The 13,412-nt window shown below is 64.6% G+C and carries 15 protein-coding genes and 2 riboswitches; of the genes, 5 read left to right on the top strand and 10 right to left on the bottom strand.

The annotated features are described in order from the left end of the window. The first annotated feature begins 70 nt into the window (after nucleotides 1–70). Both IT549_RS03120 and IT549_RS03125 read left to right on the top strand, forming a co-directional pair. The gene (locus tag IT549_RS03120; RefSeq protein ID WP_292969887.1) at nucleotides 71–1,603 is read left to right on the top strand and encodes a CpaF family protein; all 1,533 of its coding nucleotides are present in this window, start codon (nucleotides 71–73) and stop codon (nucleotides 1,601–1,603) included. 253 nt (nucleotides 1,604–1,856) lie between these two features. Beyond that, nucleotides 1,857–2,582, top strand: coding sequence for a hypothetical protein (locus IT549_RS03125; protein ID WP_292969889.1), 726 nt, complete (start codon nucleotides 1,857–1,859; stop codon nucleotides 2,580–2,582). On the opposite strand, the gene IT549_RS03130 is transcribed toward IT549_RS03125, so the two are convergent. After that, a complete protein-coding gene (locus IT549_RS03130; protein ID WP_292969890.1) occupies nucleotides 2,579–2,815 on the bottom strand; it encodes a hypothetical protein in 237 nt (78 codons plus the stop codon). The two genes, IT549_RS03125 and IT549_RS03130, sit on opposite strands and share 4 nt — an antisense overlap. Nucleotides 2,816–2,837: 22 nt before the next feature. Here IT549_RS03130 and IT549_RS03135 point away from each other — a divergent pair, with 22 nt between their 5' ends. The 3 genes from IT549_RS03135 to IT549_RS03145 all read left to right on the top strand — a co-directional run bounded on the left by IT549_RS03135 (nucleotide 2,838) and on the right by IT549_RS03145 (nucleotide 5,284). Next, on the top strand, nucleotides 2,838–3,761 hold the full coding sequence (locus IT549_RS03135) for a DMT family transporter (protein WP_292969892.1): 924 nt from the start codon (nucleotides 2,838–2,840) through the stop codon (nucleotides 3,759–3,761). Nucleotides 3,762–3,858: 97 nt separating this feature from the next. Then, a complete protein-coding gene (locus IT549_RS03140) occupies nucleotides 3,859–3,990 on the top strand; it encodes an entericidin A/B family lipoprotein (RefSeq protein WP_292969893.1) in 132 nt (43 codons plus the stop codon). 97 nt (nucleotides 3,991–4,087) lie between these two features. Continuing rightward, complete coding sequence (locus tag IT549_RS03145; RefSeq protein ID WP_292969894.1) at nucleotides 4,088–5,284, top strand: hypothetical protein; 1,197 nt, start codon at nucleotides 4,088–4,090, stop codon at nucleotides 5,282–5,284. Here IT549_RS03145 and IT549_RS03150 read toward each other — a convergent pair. The 9 genes from IT549_RS03150 to IT549_RS03190 form a co-directional block, all read right to left on the bottom strand. Continuing rightward, the gene (locus IT549_RS03150) at nucleotides 5,281–5,733 is read right to left on the bottom strand and encodes an ABA4-like family protein (RefSeq protein ID WP_292969895.1); all 453 of its coding nucleotides are present in this window, start codon (nucleotides 5,731–5,733) and stop codon (nucleotides 5,281–5,283) included. The two genes, IT549_RS03145 and IT549_RS03150, sit on opposite strands and share 4 nt — an antisense overlap. 3 nt (nucleotides 5,734–5,736) lie before the next feature. After that, nucleotides 5,737–6,258, bottom strand: a complete 522-nt coding sequence (locus tag IT549_RS03155; RefSeq protein WP_292969897.1) for a CcdC protein domain-containing protein — start codon at nucleotides 6,256–6,258, stop codon at nucleotides 5,737–5,739. 10 nt (nucleotides 6,259–6,268) lie between these two features. Continuing rightward, on the bottom strand, nucleotides 6,269–7,831 hold the full coding sequence (gene gcvPB, locus IT549_RS03160) for an aminomethyl-transferring glycine dehydrogenase subunit GcvPB (protein ID WP_292969899.1): 1,563 nt from the start codon (nucleotides 7,829–7,831) through the stop codon (nucleotides 6,269–6,271). Next, complete coding sequence (gene gcvPA / locus IT549_RS03165) at nucleotides 7,828–9,186, bottom strand: aminomethyl-transferring glycine dehydrogenase subunit GcvPA (protein WP_292969901.1); 1,359 nt, start codon at nucleotides 9,184–9,186, stop codon at nucleotides 7,828–7,830. Before gcvPA ends, gcvPB begins: the two co-directional genes overlap by 4 nt. Nucleotides 9,187–9,325: 139 nt before the next feature. After that, nucleotides 9,326–9,697, bottom strand: a complete 372-nt coding sequence (gene gcvH, locus IT549_RS03170) for a glycine cleavage system protein GcvH (RefSeq protein WP_292969902.1) — start codon at nucleotides 9,695–9,697, stop codon at nucleotides 9,326–9,328. Between the two features lie 12 nt (nucleotides 9,698–9,709). After that, nucleotides 9,710–10,834, bottom strand: a complete 1,125-nt coding sequence (gene gcvT / locus IT549_RS03175; protein ID WP_292969903.1) for a glycine cleavage system aminomethyltransferase GcvT — start codon at nucleotides 10,832–10,834, stop codon at nucleotides 9,710–9,712. 29 nt (nucleotides 10,835–10,863) lie between these two features. Further along, nucleotides 10,864–10,964: riboswitch (glycine riboswitch) on the bottom strand. Continuing rightward, a riboswitch (glycine riboswitch) is annotated at nucleotides 10,965–11,058 on the bottom strand. 75 nt (nucleotides 11,059–11,133) lie between these two features. Next, complete coding sequence (locus tag IT549_RS03180; RefSeq protein ID WP_292969904.1) at nucleotides 11,134–11,808, bottom strand: NAD(P)H-binding protein; 675 nt, start codon at nucleotides 11,806–11,808, stop codon at nucleotides 11,134–11,136. Further along, on the bottom strand, nucleotides 11,801–12,958 hold the full coding sequence (locus IT549_RS03185) for a deoxyguanosinetriphosphate triphosphohydrolase (protein WP_292969906.1): 1,158 nt from the start codon (nucleotides 12,956–12,958) through the stop codon (nucleotides 11,801–11,803). Before IT549_RS03185 ends, IT549_RS03180 begins: the two co-directional genes overlap by 8 nt. Beyond that, the gene (locus tag IT549_RS03190) at nucleotides 12,955–13,368 is read right to left on the bottom strand and encodes a DUF559 domain-containing protein (protein ID WP_292969907.1); all 414 of its coding nucleotides are present in this window, start codon (nucleotides 13,366–13,368) and stop codon (nucleotides 12,955–12,957) included. The genes IT549_RS03185 and IT549_RS03190 overlap by 4 nt, the downstream gene beginning before the upstream one ends. Nucleotides 13,369–13,412 lie beyond the last annotated feature (44 nt).

Consider the following 13,412-nt stretch of genomic DNA (forward strand, 5'->3'; position numbering starts at 1 on the left):
CCATTTTGATAAGGCAGAAGGTAGTCATGTTCCGGCATGAGTGCCCCTTGATTTCGAGGGTTTGGACACGATGAGCGCATTTGGCCGACGCAATGGCATGGGCGGAATGACCCCCGGAGCCCGTCCGCAATTCGGCGTTGCGCGCCCGATGAAGGGCGGCGTGGACATGACCAAGAACGCTGCCCCGCTGCCGGGCGGCGAACAGTTCCCGCCGCTGCCGGGGGAAGATTCCGCTGCGCCGCCGCCAATGGACATGGGCGGTTCGAACAAGTCCGACGCGATGACCCGTCTGCAGGACCGGGTCAACGGCGTGGTCGAAAACCAGCACCATGCCGAAGGCTTCGAAGCCTCGGTTCACAAGATCAAGGAGCAGGTGCTGCCGCGCCTGCTTGAACGCGTCGATCCCGAAGCGGCGGCAACACTGACCAAGGATGAACTGTCGGAAGAATTCCGCCCGATCATCATGGAAGTGCTGGCCGAGCTCAAGGTCACGCTCAACCGGCGCGAACAGTTCGCGCTGGAAAAGGTGCTGATCGACGAGCTGCTGGGCTTTGGTCCACTGGAAGAACTGCTCAACGATCCCGACGTGTCGGATATCATGGTAAACGGTCCGGACCAGACCTACATCGAAAAGAAGGGCAAGCTGCAGCTGGCCCCGATCCGGTTCCGCGATGAAAGCCACCTGTTCCAGATCGCCCAGCGGATCGTGAACCAGGTCGGCCGCCGCGTTGACCAGACCACGCCGCTGGCCGACGCCCGCTTGAAGGACGGCAGCCGCGTCAACGTGATCGTCCCGCCGCTCAGCTTGCGCGGCACCGCAATCTCGATTCGTAAGTTTTCCGAAAAGCCGATCACCATCGACATGCTCAAGGACTTCGGTTCGATGAGCGAAAAGATGGCGACCTGCCTGAAGATCGCCGGCGCCTGCCGGATGAACATCGTCATCTCGGGCGGTACCGGTTCGGGTAAGACGACCATGCTCAACGCCCTGTCGAAGATGATCGACCCGGGCGAGCGCGTGCTGACCATCGAAGACGCCGCCGAACTTCGCCTGCAGCAGCCGCACTGGCTGCCGCTGGAAACCCGCCCGCCGAACCTTGAAGGCCAGGGCGCGATCACCATCGGTGACCTTGTGAAGAACGCCCTGCGTATGCGTCCTGACCGGATCATCCTGGGCGAAATCCGCGGCGCGGAGTGTTTCGACCTGCTCGCCGCGATGAACACCGGTCACGATGGTTCGATGTGTACGCTGCACGCCAACAGCCCGCGTGAATGCCTGGGCCGTATGGAAAACATGATCCTGATGGGCGACATCAAGATCCCCAAGGAAGCCATTTCGCGCCAGATCGCCGAATCGGTCGATCTGATCGTGCAGGTCAAGCGTCTGCGCGACGGTTCACGCCGCACCACCGAAATCACCGAAGTGATCGGGATGGAAGGCGATGTGATCGTGACGCAATCGCTGTTCAAGTTCGAATACCTCGACGAAAGCGACGACGGCAAGATCATCGGCGAATTCCGCTCAAGCGGCCTGCGTCCCTATACGCTTGAAAAGGCTCGGCAGTTCGGGTTCGATCAGGCTTACCTTGAGGCTTGCCTCTAGGCACAGCCTGAACAACCGGATCGTATTTGCTCTTGGCAAAGCCCGACCGCAACCATACATTCCTGGCATGAGCAAAGGACGGATCAACTCCGATGGTTCGATGACGACAGCATCGAGGACACTTGATGCTGCGGGTGGAAGCTGGCTTGAAGTTGAGCGGGTTTCACACCGTGAGGGCGGCGTACATGTCGTACGCCGCAGTGATTTGATCAGCAGGGCTGTCCGCCGAATTGCGCGCTAGGTTTCCCAGCCAATGGGGTTGACGCTGCTCGCAATTTTTACAGCAGCGCTCCTTCTGCCTGGAATTGTTGCTTCACGCGCCTACTACTTAGCCGGTCAGACCCGTGAAGTTGAAGTTCCTGTCCCGTCGTTGTCGTCGGCAAACGGAATTTCGCTCGTCGGCATCTTCAGCGTCATTGTCCATCTCGCCTATGTGCTGGCGTTATGGTGTGTCGCCGCAATTCCGCCAATCATCGCCCTGCCACTTGCCAATCCGTATCAGGCATTTTTGGCCCAACCCGGAAGTTCTACGCTGGAACTGGCCTGGTCGTTCTGGTCGGGCATGTTCCTGCTGTGCTGCTTCGCAGTCGCGCTTGGTTTCACAGCAGGCCGGATCGCCTTGTCTCGCCTCGACAAATCCAAGATTTACGGCCCTCTCGCGGATGTCATCGAAAGCGCCAAAGGAGACGATAAATTCATCGTCGCTTACGTGATCACCAAGATGATCCACGACGATCGCTTCGTCGGATACCAAGGCACTGTCGATTCCCTATTTCGCGACGAAGACCGTTTTCCGACCAAGGTTGTGCTCAAGGACGTCGTGCCGTTTTATCTCAAGGTTGGCGAAGACGGGCCCGAACGCACCGAAGCCGACCAGTGGATCGACTGGCTGGTGCTTCGATCCGAAGATTGGCACAATATCGCATTCCGGGTCTATCAACTGATTGATGATCAGCAGGATTCAACGCAAACTTCCTAGGACTTGATCCAGAAGGCAAATGCCGCTCCAAACAGCAGCAACGCGGCGAAGCTCGACCAGAAGGCCAGATCGCGCCAGGGCAGCCAGGGCACCTTGTCGGGGTCGCTGCGGTGCTTGCGGCGGCGTTCCTGCCAGCCTGCCAGCCCTGACAGCACGGCCGCGCCCAGCCCCATCAGCAGATAGCGCACCCAGTCTTCGTCGAGCCAGTTGGCGATCATTGCTTGCCAGTCCATGGCCGGGCGTTAGAGCTTGGCCATGCCGACTGTCCAGCCCGCCCCGCCGATCCAGCGCCCGATGCTGGCACTGGGGCTGCGGCTGGCGGCGACCATGGTGCTGTCCACGCTGGTCATGCTGGTCAAATACACGGCCGAAGCCGGCGTGCGCTTTCCCGAAATCCTGTTCTGGCGGCAGGTCCCGACGATCTTCCTGATCGGCGGCTGGCTGGCGCTGCGCGGGCAGCTGTCGCGGCTGAAGACGCAGCGGCTGCCGGTGCATGGCCGCCGCGCGATGCTGGGGCTGACCGGCATGTTCTTCACCTTTGGGGCGCCGGTGCTGCTGCCGCTGGCGGTTTCGACCACGCTGGGCTTTACCACCCCGATCTTCGCGGTGATCCTTTCTGCACTGCTGCTGCGCGAAAAGGTTGGGCCGGTGCGCTGGCTGGCGGTGGCGCTGGGCTTTGCCGGGGTGGTGATCATCGCCCAGCCGGGTCACGCGGTGATCCCGCCGTTCGGCGCCTTCGTTGGCCTGGGCGCGGGCTTCATGGTCGCCCTGATATCAATCCAGGTGCGCGATCTGGGGCGGACCGATGAATCGATCTCGATCGTGTTCTGGTTCGCCGCGCTTTCGGCACCGCTGCTGCTGGTTGCGCTGCCGTTCTATTATACCCCGCACAGTGCCTGGCAGTGGTTCCTGCTGATCCTGGGCGGCGTGCTGGGCTGCCTGGGTCAGATCCTGCTAACCGCATCGCTGCGTTATGGCCAGGTCGCGAGCGTGATCGTGATGGATTACACCGCGCTGGTCTGGGCCACCCTGTGGGGCTGGCTGGTGTGGAGTGAATTGCCACCCGCGGCGACCTGGCTGGGCGCGCCGGCGATCATCGGCGCGGGGGCAGTGATTGCCTGGCGCGAGCATTTGCATAACCGCCGCACTCCGCCCGCTGCGGCCAGCAGTGGCGAATGAGCGACGAGGCCACCGTTCCCCCCTGCCCCGCCGGATCATCAAGCCCTAACCTTGTGCTGTTCAACTATCCCGGCGCCAGGGCGCATCTGGAGGCATCATGATCAGGAAATTTGCAATTGTGCTGGCGGCGGGCGCGCTGGCGATGGGCGCTTCGGCCTGCAACACGGTCAAGGGCCTGGGCAAGGATATCCAGTCGGTCGGCGAAGCAGGTGACCGCGCAACGCGCTGACGTTTGACGGATTTACTTGAGCGGTTCGTCGATCCGCCGAACGAATACTCGCAGGTTTGGTCTATCCCGGTAACACAACCGTCCGGGAGAACTGCCAGTGCCTTTGTCGAACCACCTGCTGCGTGCCGCTGCCGCCGCCGCTCTGCTTGTTGCCGGGCCGGTGCAGGCCGAGGATATCGTGGTGACCGGCAAGCCGCTCAAGGATACCGCCGCCGACCTTGAAGAATGCATCAAGCGCGGCTGTCCGCCGAACGAGGATATGGCCGCCACGCTGGCCCATGCCGAAAACCAGTTCGTTGCGGGCGACTATCACGGCTCGCGCAAGACCCTGCGCGAATCGCTGGGCCGCAATCGCAAGCATGGCAAGGCCTATCCGGTGGAGCTTTCCAGCGTGCTGCGCGCCAACGGCCGGGTGGCCGAACACCTAGGCGAAGCGAAGAGCTTCCAGATCTCGACGCTCGACATGCGTGACACCCTGAAGTCGGGTCTGGGCGCGGACGATTTCCGCACGCTGGCCGCGCAGATCGAGGTGGGTGACAGCCGCGCCAAGCTGGGCTTCCCGATGGAAGCCGATCAGATCTATCGCGATGTCGAAAAGCGCGCGCTGGAACTGAAGCATTACCGCGTCGCGACTTTCGCCCGGCTGCGCCAGGCGATGCTGGCGCAAAACCGGTTCGAGGACGATCCCAGCGCGCGCAACCGCGCCGTACTGGATGAACGGCTGGCGCAGATGATCGACAGCCCGCTACCCAACAGCGACGATTTCGTGCTGGTCGCCAAGGTGCTGCGCGCGCGCAAGGATCGCAAGGCCGGATCAAACGCCTCGACCGATGATCTGATCAAGTCCTTCGCGCAAAAGGGCGGCGCCGCGCGGCCGGTGCTGCTGTTTGCCGAACCGCTCAGCAAGATCGATCCCTGGGCCGGGCAGCTGCCGGTCGCCGGCGGGATGAGCAACGGCCGCAACACCTATTCAACCAAAAGCAATGGCCAGTGGGTCGATCTGGGGTTCTGGATCGGTCAGGACGGCCACGTCAGCGATGTCGAGGTGCTGCGCTCGTCGGGCGGGGTCAACTGGGCCAAGCCGGTGATGGGCAACATTTCAAAGCGGGTCTATGCCCCGCTGCGCCAGGATGGCGATGCGGCGGCCGGGTTCTACATGGTTGAACGCTATACGCTGGTCGCGCGGGTGACCGATCAGGTCACCGGCACCCATGTGCGGGTGCGCGAACAGCGTCCGCGGATCGAGATGATCGAACTGACCGCCGAGAACAACGAGGGCAAGCCGGTCGGCTAACCCCGGCCTGCGGCCCGCGCGCGGCGTTCGCGCACTACCAGCCAGCAGAACAGCCCGATCGGTCCGGCCATGAAGGTCGCGAACAGGAACGGCAGCTGCACCAGCCGCGAAAAGCCCTTGGCATCGGCATCGCGCGCGATCCACATGCCGATGAACAGATCAAAGGCCAGGTAGTGCGTCCAGCCGATCAGGGTTCCGCCCTGGCTCTGGAAAATCGCCTGGACGTCCTCAAGCGAACCAAAGCCCGGTTTGCCCGCACCCGGCATCGCGACCGGATCGATCCGCCCGGTGGTGACCAGCGTGAAACAGACCAGGTAGACGAAGCACAGCACCGCAACGCCAAGGTAGAGGATCGCGCTGTGGACCAGCGGCTTGCGCGGCAGGGCAGCCAGCATCAGCCAGCCGATCATCGCCACAACGCTGACAAAACTGAACAGTGCCGGCCACATCGCTCAAACCTCCTTCGCTGCCAGTTCAGGAACTGCCTTGGCCCGCTGCCACAGCGTCCAGCGCATCACCGCCACCATGCCCAGTGCAAAGCCCAGTAAGCCGTCGGTCAGCACCAAAGCAGCCTGCGACATTTGCCCGCCCGTCTGCGCGCCGGGATCGATACCCAGCCCTGCGCTCAGCGCACGCTTGGCCACCAGCACGCCAAGGATGAACAGCAGCGCCGCCGGCGACTGGCGGATCATCAGCAGCCCGCTGCGCGGGTCGCGCTCCAGGTGCATCAGGTACCCGCGCTTCCACCCGGCAATGGCCCCGATCACCAGACCGAAGCCAATCGCCACCCAGCCCGCCGCGCCCGGCGGCTGGGTCAGGACCAGCGCGCCAAAAACCAGCGCGAGCAGCACCGGCGCGACGAACAGTCCGCCCGGCCTGAACGGCTTGGCCTGCTTCAGATTGCGAAAGCGGAAGCCGAAGACCACCGCGATAATCACCAGCGGCAGCCAGGTCTGCAGGGTCTCCGGATCCATTCTTCCCCCTTCAGGCGGCGGCGTCGCCCTTCCACACCAGCACCGGCTTGCGCGCGGCCTGGGTTTCGTCAAGCCGGCGGCGCGGCGCAAAGTGCGGTGCGCTCTTCAGCCCCTCGTCGCCCTGCTTGGCCCGCCGCGCCAGACTGCGCAAGCTGCCAATGAAGCGATCGAGCCCGGCCTTGCTTTCGGTCTCGGTCGGCTCGACCAGCATCGCGCCGTGGACCACCAGCGGGAAATAGACCGTCATCGGGTGGAACCCTTCGTCGATCAGCCCCTTGGCAATGTCGAGCGTGGTGAAACCTTCGGCCAGTCCGGCGTCGCTGAACAGCGCCTCGTGCATGCACGGACCCGATCCGGCGAACGGCGCCTCAAGCTCTCCCTCCAGCGACCGCAGCACGTAATTGGCGTTGAGCACCGCGTCTTCCGCCACCCGCGCCAGGCCATCGGCGCCGTGGCTGAGGATATAGGCGAGCGCGCGGGTGAACATGCCCATCTGCCCGTGGAACGCGGCCATCCGGCCAAAGCTTTGCGGATGTTCGGCCGCGCCATCTTCCTCTTCAATCAGGCGGACGGTGCCATCGGGCATCCGCGCGGTGTAAGGCAGCGGCCCGAACGGGCTGAGCGCCTTTGACAGCACCACCGGCCCCGAACCCGGCCCGCCCCCGCCGTGCGGGGTGGAGAAGGTCTTGTGCAGGTTGATGTGCATGGCATCGATGCCCAGATCCCCCGGGCGGACCTTGCCGACGATCGCGTTGAAGTTGGCGCCATCGCAATAGACATAGCCGCCCGCAGCATGAACCGCGTCGGAAATGGTCTTCATCTCGCGCTCGAACAGCCCGCAGGTGTTGGGATTGGTGATCATCACCCCGGCCACGTCCGGCCCCAGCCGGGCAGTCAGCGCGGCCAGATCGACCCGTCCATCGGCGGTCGCCGGGATCGATTCGATCGAGAAGCCCGCAAAAGCAGCGGTGGCGGGATTGGTGCCGTGCGCGCTTTCGGGCACCAGCATCACCGTGCGGTTCTCACCGCGCGCCTCAAGCGCGGCCTTGATGCACAGCACCCCGCACAGCTCGCCATGAGCGCCGGCCTTGGGGCTCATCGCCACGCCGTGCATGCCGGTCAGCTCGATCAGCCAGAAGGCCAGCTGGTTGATCACTTCCAGCGCGCCGCGCGCCGATTGCTGCGGAGCCAGCGGGTGGACATCGGCAAAGCCGGGCATCCGCGCGACCTTTTCGTTGAGCCGCGGGTTGTGCTTCATGGTGCACGAACCCAGCGGAAACGGCCCCAGGTCGATCGCATAGTTCTGGCGGCTGAGGCGGGTGTAATGGCGCACCGTTTCCGGCTCGCTCAGGCCCGGCAGCGCAGCCGGAGCCTTGCGCAGGAACCGGGCCAGCCCGGCCACCGGGCCGCGATCCGCCGCGTCGATATCAACCCCGCAGGTGCCCGGCTCGCGCAGTTCGAAGATCAGCGCTTCTTCCAGCATCAGCGCCTTGTCACCGCTGGTGGTTTCGGCGCTGCCGGCTGCGGCACTGCCCATTTCAGGACGCCATCCGGCTGCATTCACGGCGCTCATGCCAGTACTCCTTCCAGCGCCACGGCTAGCGCTTCGATATCCTCATCGCTGGTCATTTCGCTGGCGCAGACCAGCAGCCCGTTGGCAAGATCCGGCGCATCGGGATAGAGCCGCCCGAGCGAAACCCCGCCCAGCACCTGCCGGTCAGCCAGGGCCCGCACCACTTCACGCGCGTCCTGGGGCAGCACCACGGTAAACTCGTTGACATAGGCGCTGTTCAGCACCGCAACGCTCGGGACCCTCGCCAGCCGCTCGGCAGTGGCCTGTGCGCGGGCGTGGTTGAGCCGGGCCAACCGGTCCAGCCCGGTTCCACCCAGCAGGGTCATGTGAATGCTGAAGGCCAGCGCGCAAAGCCCTGCATTGGTGCAGATATTGCTGGTCGCCTTCTCGCGCCGGATGTGCTGCTCACGAGTCGAAAGCGTTAGCACGTAACCGCGCTTGCCCTCGGCATCGACGGTTTCGCCGCACAGCCGCCCGGGCATCTGCCGCACGAACTTTTCACTGCAGCCGAACAGCCCCAGATAGGGTCCGCCAAACTGCAGGCCGACGCCCAGCGACTGGCCTTCGCCCACCACGATATCGGCGCCCAGCGCGCCCGGTGCCTCGATCAGGCCCAGCGCGACAGGCTCGGTCACCACCGCCACCAGCAGCGCGCCCTTGGCATGCGCGGCTTCGGCAATCGCCGCTAGGTCGGTCACCCGGCCCAGAATGTCGGGATACTGTACCACCACGCAGCTGGTCTGATCGTCGATCGCGGCGATCACCCCGGCGGTGTCGGGTTCGGCTTCAAGCCGCGGCGCGCTCGCCTCGATGGTGTCGCCGGTGAACTTCGCCATGGTCCGCACGGTCGCGACATAGTGCGGGTGCAGCCCCGAACAGAGCACCGCCCGCTTGCGGCGGGTCACCCGCCCGGCCATCGCCACGGCTTCCCAGCACGCGGTCGAGCCATCGTACATCGAGGCATTGGCGATCTCGGTCCCGAACAGGCGCGCGACCTGGGTCTGGAACTCGAACAGCATCTGCAGCGTGCCCTGCGCGATTTCCGGCTGGTAGGGCGTATAGGCGGTCAGGAACTCGCCGCGCTGGATCAGGTGATCGACCGAAGCCGGCACATGGTGGCGATAGGCCCCCGCGCCCAGGAAAAACGGCACCGCACCGGCGCTGAGGTTCTTGGCCGAAAGCGCGGCCATGTGGCGTTCGACCGCCATTTCGCTGGCGTGCATCGGCAGCCCGGCAATCGGCGCGGACAGCCGCGCCGCGGCGGGCACATCGACGAACAGGTCATCGACCGTGGCAGCGCCGATCACGCCCAGCATTTCGCTGCGTTCGGCGGGGGTCAGGGGGAGGTAGCGCATGAAACTTCCTTCAAGATCCTCCCCCTTTGGGGGAGGTGGCAGCCCGCAGGGCTGACGGAGGGGGAATATGCTTCCGCTGCCAGGCCCCCTCCGGCCCGCCTGCGGCGGTCCACCTCCCCAACGGGGGAGGATTATCCGATTACAGCCCCGCGACGTATTCGTCGTAGGCGGCGCGGTCCATCAGGCCGTCGAGTTCACCGGCGTCGGAGAGCGTCAGGCGGAACAGCCAGCCGGCACCTTCGGCATCGGAATTGACCAGTTCGGGCTCGTCGGCCAGCGCGGCGTTTTCTTCGGTGACGGTACCGCTGGCGGGCGAATAGACATCGCTGGCGGCCTTGACGCTGTCGACCACGCAGGGCGCATCGCCCTTCTTCACCGCGGTGCCGGCGGCGGGCAGTTCGACGAAGGTGATGTCGCCCAGCTGGCTCTGCGCATAGTCGGTGATGCCAACGGTGGCGCTATCGCCATCAACGTCGATCCATTCGTGGTCCTGGGTAAAGTAGCGGCTCATGGGGAGGACTCCTTAGCGGTAATAGCGATGGGGAACGAAAGGCATGGGGGCGACGCGGGCCGGCAGGCGCTTGCCGCGCACGTCCACTTCAAGCGCGGTGCCATCGGCGCAATGCGCCTGATCGACATAGGCCATGGCGACCGGATGGCCGAGCGTGGGCGAGAATCCACCCGAAGTCAGCACGCCAACCTTTTGATCACCGGCATAAACCTCGGCGCCTTCGCGCGCGGCCTGACGACCTTCGAGCGCCAGGCCCACGCGCTTTTGCGGCGTGCCCTGGGCCAGGTCGCGCAGCACGCGTTCGGCACCGATGAAGCCGCCTTCGCTGCGGCGGCGCTTGTTGACCGCGAACAGCAGGTCGGCATCGACCGGCGAATGATCCGGGCTGAGGTCATGGCCATAGAGCGGCAGACCGGCCTCAAGCCGCAGCGAATCCCGCGCGCCCAGACCGATCGGCTTCACTTCCGGCTGGGCGCAGATCAGTTCGGCCACCTTGGCGGCTTCCTCCGCCGGGATCGCGATTTCGAAGCCGTCTTCGCCAGTATAGCCCGAGCGGCTGATCCAGGCATCGACCCCGCCGATCTTGAACTGTCCGCCCTTCATGAACTTGAGATCGGCCAGCGGCCATTCGCCCTCGGTCACCCGCGCCAGTGCCTCGGCCGCCTTGGGTCCCTGCAGCGCCAGAAGGGCATTGTCCTCCATGTGCATCAGGTTCACTTCATCGGGCAGATTTTCGCGCAGGTGGGCGATATCGTCCCACTTGGTCGCGCCGTTGACCACCAGATAGAAGCCGGAATTCCAGCGCGTGACCATCAGGTCATCCAGGATCCCGCCGTACTCATCCAGCAGCATCGAATAGCGCGGACCGAAGGGCTTCAGCGTGGCAAGGTCGATCGGCAGCACTGCTTCCAGGGCAGCTTCCACCCCTTCCCCGCTGACGAACAGCTGGCCCATGTGGCTGACATCGAACAGCCCCGCGCTGCTGCGGGTCCATTCGTGTTCAGCCATGATCCCTTCGTACTGGACCGGCATCCAGTAACCCGCGAACTCCACCATCCGGCCACCGCGTGCGCGGTGCCACTGGTCAAGCGGCAGGATCAGGGTTTCGATGGCGATATCATCTTCGACTTCGGACATAGGCACAGCTCCGCTTCAAACGCAGTTTCTGTGCCCCCTCTGTCACGGAAGCCTGAGAGCTTTCCCGGGCAGGACCCGGTTACCCCTTCGGCGGCCTGCCTGGCGGCAGACACTTTCCAGAGCGTCACTATCGACCCACGCGGTCCTTTTGCCTGAGAGATTCCGGGGCGGTTGCTCCTTCGGCGGCAAGTGAAGAATCACCTGCCCTCTCCCGCGCGATCAGCGACACTTATGGTCATGACCGTATGACCTGATGGTGTCAATGGCGGGGATTCAATCCTCCCCGGAGCGGGGAGGAACTAGGCCCGGCTGGCCGCGCGCAGGATCGCGTCGTGTTCGAACACGAAACGCCCGGCCATCTTTTCGCGGGTCAGCCCGACGATCGCCTTGGCCACCAGATCGGCATGGACCGAGCGGTACTTGCTGTATTTCCCCTGCAGGAACAGGTCGAGCACGGGGCTGGCCACCATCCCAAGCCGTTCGGCCGGGCGCAGTTCCTCACGCGGGCCGCGCAGCAGTCCCGGGCGGATGATGTCAAGCCGCGGCACGCCAACGCGACCAAGCTGCTGCTCGACCTCACCCTTGACCTTGAGGTAGAAGTTCTTCGACAGCGGATCGGCCCCGACCGAGCTGATCGCGATCATCTGCCGCAGGCCATGATCCTTGGCGGCCCTGGCGCAGGACAGCACCAGATCCTGATCGACCGTGCGGAACGCCGCTTCGTCCTTGCCGGCCTTCTTCCAAGTGGTGCCCAGCGCCGAGACCAGCACCGAAGCGTTGGCGGCGGCGATCGCATCGGGCCAGCTTTCGGGCGGGGCAAGCAGCATTTCCATCCGCGCGCCCGGCGGCAATTGCGCCTCGCGCCGGGCGATCCCGACGATCCGGATATCGCTGCGCCCCACCGCCAGCCGGATCAGGCTCATCCCGATCAGGCCGGTCGCGCCGACCAGGGCAATGCGGGTCGGGCTAGACATTGCTCAGCCCCTCATGCGTGCGGCCATAGATCCGCGCATGCAGCGAGATCGCGAAACGGTCGGTCATCCCGGCGACATAGTCGGCCACATGACGGCTGCGCGCCGGTTCCTCTTGCGGCAGGCGGGCCAGCCAGCCTTCATCCATCAGGCCGGGGTCCTGAACCAACGCGGCATAAAGCTCGGCAGTAACCGCGCGGGCCCGCTCGGCGGTCTGCAATTGCTGCGGGTGGTGATAGAGCTTGTCGTACATGAAGCGCTTCAGGCTGCGTTCGTTGGCGGCCATGGCCGGACTGAATCCGGCCAGCGCGCGGCCGGCCTGGCGGACTTCGTCAGCGCTGCCCACCCCCTGCACCCGCCCGGCAGTCTCGGCGATCAGATCGTTGACCATCAGCCCGATCTGGCTGCGGACCAGTTCGCGCAGACGCCGGTCCTGCGGTGCACCGGGGAACTTCGCCTCGATCGCGCGCCACTGCTCGGCCACGAAATCGAGGCTGAGCAGATCGTCAAGCTCCAGGAAGCCTGCGCGCAGGCCATCGTCGATATCGTGGTTGTCATAGGCGATATCGTCGGCCAGCGCGGCGACCTGCGCCTCAAGACTGGGCCACAGCGCCAGATCAAGCGGGAACTGCCGGTCAAGCTCGTCCAGCGCCCAGGGCACCATGCCGACCGGGCCGTTGTGCTTGGCCAACCCTTCCAGCACTTCCCATGACAGGTTCAGCCCCTCATGTTCGCAATAGGGGCTTTCCAGCCGCATCAGCACCCGCAGGCACTGCGCGTTGTGATCGAACCCGCCCCACTTGCCCAGCGCATTGTCGAGCGCTTCCTCACCGGCATGACCAAACGGCGGATGGCCGATATCGTGCGCCAGGCACAGCGCTTCGGTCAGATCCTCGTCCAGTCCCAGCGCGCGGGCGATCACCCGGCCAATCTGCGCCACTTCCAGGCTGTGGGTCAGCCGGACGCGGTAGTGATCGCCATCGGGGGCGATGAACACCTGGGTCTTGTGGCGCAGCCGGCGGAAAGCGATCGAATGGACGATCCGGTCGCGGTCGCGCTGGAACGCACTGCGCGGCCCGCGCGCCAGCGACTGCTCGATCCCGAACTCGCGCCCGCGGCTCTGCGCCGGGTCAGAGGCGTAACGGGCGATCACTTCGAAAATCCTCCCCCTTTGGGGGAGGTGGCAGGTGCGCCAGCACCTGACGGTGGGGGCGCGTGCTTGCAATGCAAAGCCAAGGACTCGGCAACGGCCATACTGTCCTTCAAAACGTCGCTCGCTGGAATTCGCAGCACTGTGTAACCTCGCCCTTGCAACCAAAGAGTCCTTCGCTCGTCACGCGCGGCCCTGTGCTTGTTGTCATGCGCAATACCGTCGACCTCAATCACTGTCCTGGCGGAAGCGCAATAGAAGTCGGCAACGAACTGTCCAATAGGATGCTGGCGACGAAACTTCACGCCCAACGGTCGGCACCGGAGTTGCTGCCAAAGCAGAACTTCGGGAAGCGACATGGTGCGCCTTAGTGCCCGAGCATTTTCCAAAGCTTCAGCAGTATGGTCTTCCATGCCGATCTGCTTTCGCTTCCCCCACCACCACCGCTTCGCGGCGG

Source organism: Novosphingobium sp. (assembly GCF_020852455.1).
Taxonomy (GTDB): domain Bacteria; phylum Pseudomonadota; class Alphaproteobacteria; order Sphingomonadales; family Sphingomonadaceae; genus Novosphingobium.